The sequence below is a fragment of the Nostoc sp. NZL genome, from assembly GCF_015714705.1.
Classification (GTDB): Bacteria; Cyanobacteriota; Cyanobacteriia; order Cyanobacteriales; family Nostocaceae; genus Nostoc; species Nostoc foliaceum_A.
On sequence record NZ_WBKL01000191.1, the window covers coordinates 1 to 2971 of the forward strand.

At 42.0% G+C, this 2971-nt stretch carries 4 protein-coding genes; 3 read left to right on the forward strand and 1 reads right to left on the reverse strand.

Going from position 1 to position 2971, the window contains the following annotated elements; all coding sequences use genetic code 11:
* The first annotated feature begins 149 nt into the window (after window positions 1–149).
* Together F8R90_RS28220 and F8R90_RS33575 are read left to right on the forward strand one after the other, a co-directional pair.
* On the forward strand, window positions 150–533 hold the full coding sequence (locus tag F8R90_RS28220; RefSeq protein ID WP_196513437.1) for a response regulator: 384 nt from the start codon (window positions 150–152) through the stop codon (window positions 531–533).
* A gap of 147 nt (window positions 534–680) precedes the next feature.
* Entirely contained in the window at window positions 681–812 is a 132-nt protein-coding gene (locus F8R90_RS33575; RefSeq protein WP_269141809.1) for a hypothetical protein, read from the forward strand.
* 184 nt (window positions 813–996) lie between these two features.
* Here F8R90_RS33575 and aroF read toward each other — a convergent pair whose 3' ends face one another.
* Window positions 997–1866 (reverse strand): 3-deoxy-7-phosphoheptulonate synthase, encoded by an 870-nt coding sequence (aroF, locus tag F8R90_RS28225; protein WP_196513436.1) that lies wholly within the window; start codon window positions 1864–1866, stop codon window positions 997–999.
* 600 nt (window positions 1867–2466) lie between these two features.
* On the opposite strand from aroF, the gene F8R90_RS28230 reads away from it, so the two are divergent.
* Window positions 2467–2961 carry a hypothetical protein gene (locus F8R90_RS28230; RefSeq protein WP_190894076.1) on the forward strand — a complete coding sequence of 165 codons (495 nt, stop codon included), beginning with the start codon at window positions 2467–2469 and terminating at the stop codon, window positions 2959–2961.
* Window positions 2962–2971 lie beyond the last annotated feature (10 nt).

Here is a 2971-nt window from a genome sequence, read left to right on the forward strand (position 1 = left end):
CGTTTCTCTCCCACCCTTTTTATGATTATCATTATTGTATTGTTTTCTGAATAGGTATACTACACAATAATTGTTAAAGGTCAGGATGCTTTAAGGCTGACAAGATAATATTTTTAACCTCTAATTTCTTTTGATTTGCGTTCTCTCCTATCGCTTTTAGTCTAAACTCCAGTGATGACCCTGATACGAGAACGTTACTTACCTTCCTATTTGAATTAGACGGAGCAGAGGTTATCACCGCTGCTTCAGCAGGCGAGGCTCTAGAAATATTGTTATTGTTTAAACCAGACATTCTGATTAGTGACATTTATTTGCCAGATGAAAACGGCTGCTCACTGCTCATGAAGCTCAGAAATCTGGAAGAAAAGCGAGGGAGAAAGATTCCAGCTATTGCTCTGACGGCATCTGCTTTGGACGAAGACCGTAATCGTGCATTATTAGCAGGTTATGATATATATCGGTGTAAGCCGATAGACTTAGACGATTTAGCTTCTATGGTTGCTACTTTGGCTGGACTCGAACAATACGTTTGACATATTTGGATGCAACAAGGCAGAAGCCAGTAAGTAAGAAAGCTTTAACTCAATTCAGTAGACCGAAAAGTTCTGTGATGCCTTTGGCGGGCATAGCCATAGCTTTATGATAGATACCTGTCAATACAGTTCGCATAAGGTTTTTTGATGAAAGTTATAGATCACAAAGACGCGATAAATCGCCGTCTTTACAATAATCAGTCCTTTGTAGAGATGGCAATTTATCACGTCTCTTTCCTTAACCAAACCGGATTGAGATACCTCACCGTAAGTTTCTAGTATCGATGCCGACAGCACGATCACTGTTTGTAATTAAACCAAAATCAATCTTTTGACTCATCCCACGGCTACAAAAACATCGCTTGTCTTTTCGGGAAGCTCCTGCGATCGCTAGTTTTCATAAAAAGCCGTGCGGAAATTTTAGTCATTAGTCATTAATGACTAATGACTAAAATGACTAAATTTAAGCAGCCCAAAAAATCGGGGCAGGTTCCACACCCGCCCCGACATCTGATATACTGCGCCCAACGGCTGTTGCTACAGGCTTTAAACTATCAACTAAATGCACCATATCTTCTAAAGAAAGTGCTTGACGGGCATCAGAAACAGATTTTTCTGGTTCTGGATGACATTCAATAATTAATCCATCTGCACCGCAAGCGATCGCAGCCCTAGCCACAGGTGCTACAAGTTCCCGTTTGCCGACAGCATGGGAAGGATCTACAATCACAGGCAGGTGGGTTATTTGCTTGAGTGCTGCCACTGCCCCTAAATCTAGGACATTGCGAGTGTAATCATCAAAGCTGCGGATACCTCTTTCGCACAACACCACATCAGGATTACCGTGGCTGAGGATATATTCAGCAGCCATGACGAATTCTTCAATTGTCGCTGCTAAACCACGTTTGAGTAGTATTGGTTTACCAGCTTGTCCCAAAGCTTTGAGCAAGTCGAAGTTTTGCATATTGCGGCTACCAACTTGAAGCATATCAGCGTGGGCGGCAACTACTTCAATTTGGGAAATTGACATCACCTCGGTGACAACTGGCATATTGTAATGCGATCGCACCCTTGCCAAAATCTCCAATCCTGACTCTCCCATACCCTGGAAAGCGTAGGGAGATGTGCGGGGTTTGTAGACACCGCCACGCAACCCTTGCACGGATGCAGTAGATAACTTTTGGGCGACTATCTCCATTTGTTCTAGGCTTTCAACAGTGCAGGGGCCGCCGATAATTACCAGTTCTTCGCCCCCGAAAGCGACTTTTTTTGAGATTTTAACAATTGTCTGGTGATTCCGATGGGATTGTGCGGCAAGTTTGGCATTAATCATGGTTCTATTCTCCTAAAAATTAAGTATTGGGTACTATTTTGCGATAATAAAAAAGCCCGGAACCTTTGATAAGTTCCGGGCGCGTTCTGATTCATCGGCATGACGCTATTTACCCGGAACTTACTCTGGGCCAAAAGTAAAAGCTATAAAACCAGTTACTGAAATAAGTCATGATGATGAAATTCTCCTTAAAAAAACAAAAACCGCAGAGTCACCTCTGCGGTTCACCGGGCGGTTTCCATTAGGAAACTCAATTCACTCCCGGTGAACCACCCTAAACCAAAAATAAAAGTAGGAGTTTGTCTTAAGCATTTGCGGGGCTTTTGCTGGAAAACGTAAAAACTATACCTATGTAAGGTAACATTAACAGGAAGAGTAGGCGGTGTCAAGACCCCCACAAAACATAAAAAAGCGATAGACTCAGTACAACTGTGGGAGTCAAGACCAGTAACCAGAATTGAGAAGTTAAAATATATAATTCTCCTGACTTGTCATCTCATCTTGCGAAAGCTTATTGCAAACAATTGATGATCGCCATACATTATTCTTGCCTAAGTCCTCATTGACCAGATCAACTTTTTAGGATCATTCAGTTTCATTATGCCCAGTTCCAAAATCTTAGCCCAATCTTTCGACTATTATGGAGTTTACCCCTGCCCAGTCTGTCGGATAGGTAAGATTTCTCACATGCCATTGATGGAAGCTATGGCTTGTGACTTTTGCCAAGAGATTTTTACAGTTAACTTAGAACTACAGCAAATCAAGATGCCTTCTAGGCAACCACCCTTAATTTGGCGGTGGAATGGGTTTAGTTGGACAGAAGGCCAGTTGGAAGGTGTGGAATTAGGTTGGGGTTATGGACTAGCAGCAGCAGTTTTTGTAATTCTTCCCACTACTCTAATTGGCATAGTAGCTTACTATTTTCCTGCTAATCTCAAAGAACCCATTACCTGGATGCCATATATTTGGACTATATTAACTTTCTTATCACATTTATCAATTATTGTTTGGATTGTGATTGAAATTTATCAAATTCCGGTTTCAGCATATTTGAGAGCGATCGCGCGATGGAGAAATGGGGAGATGGGGAGATGAAGAAGCAGGG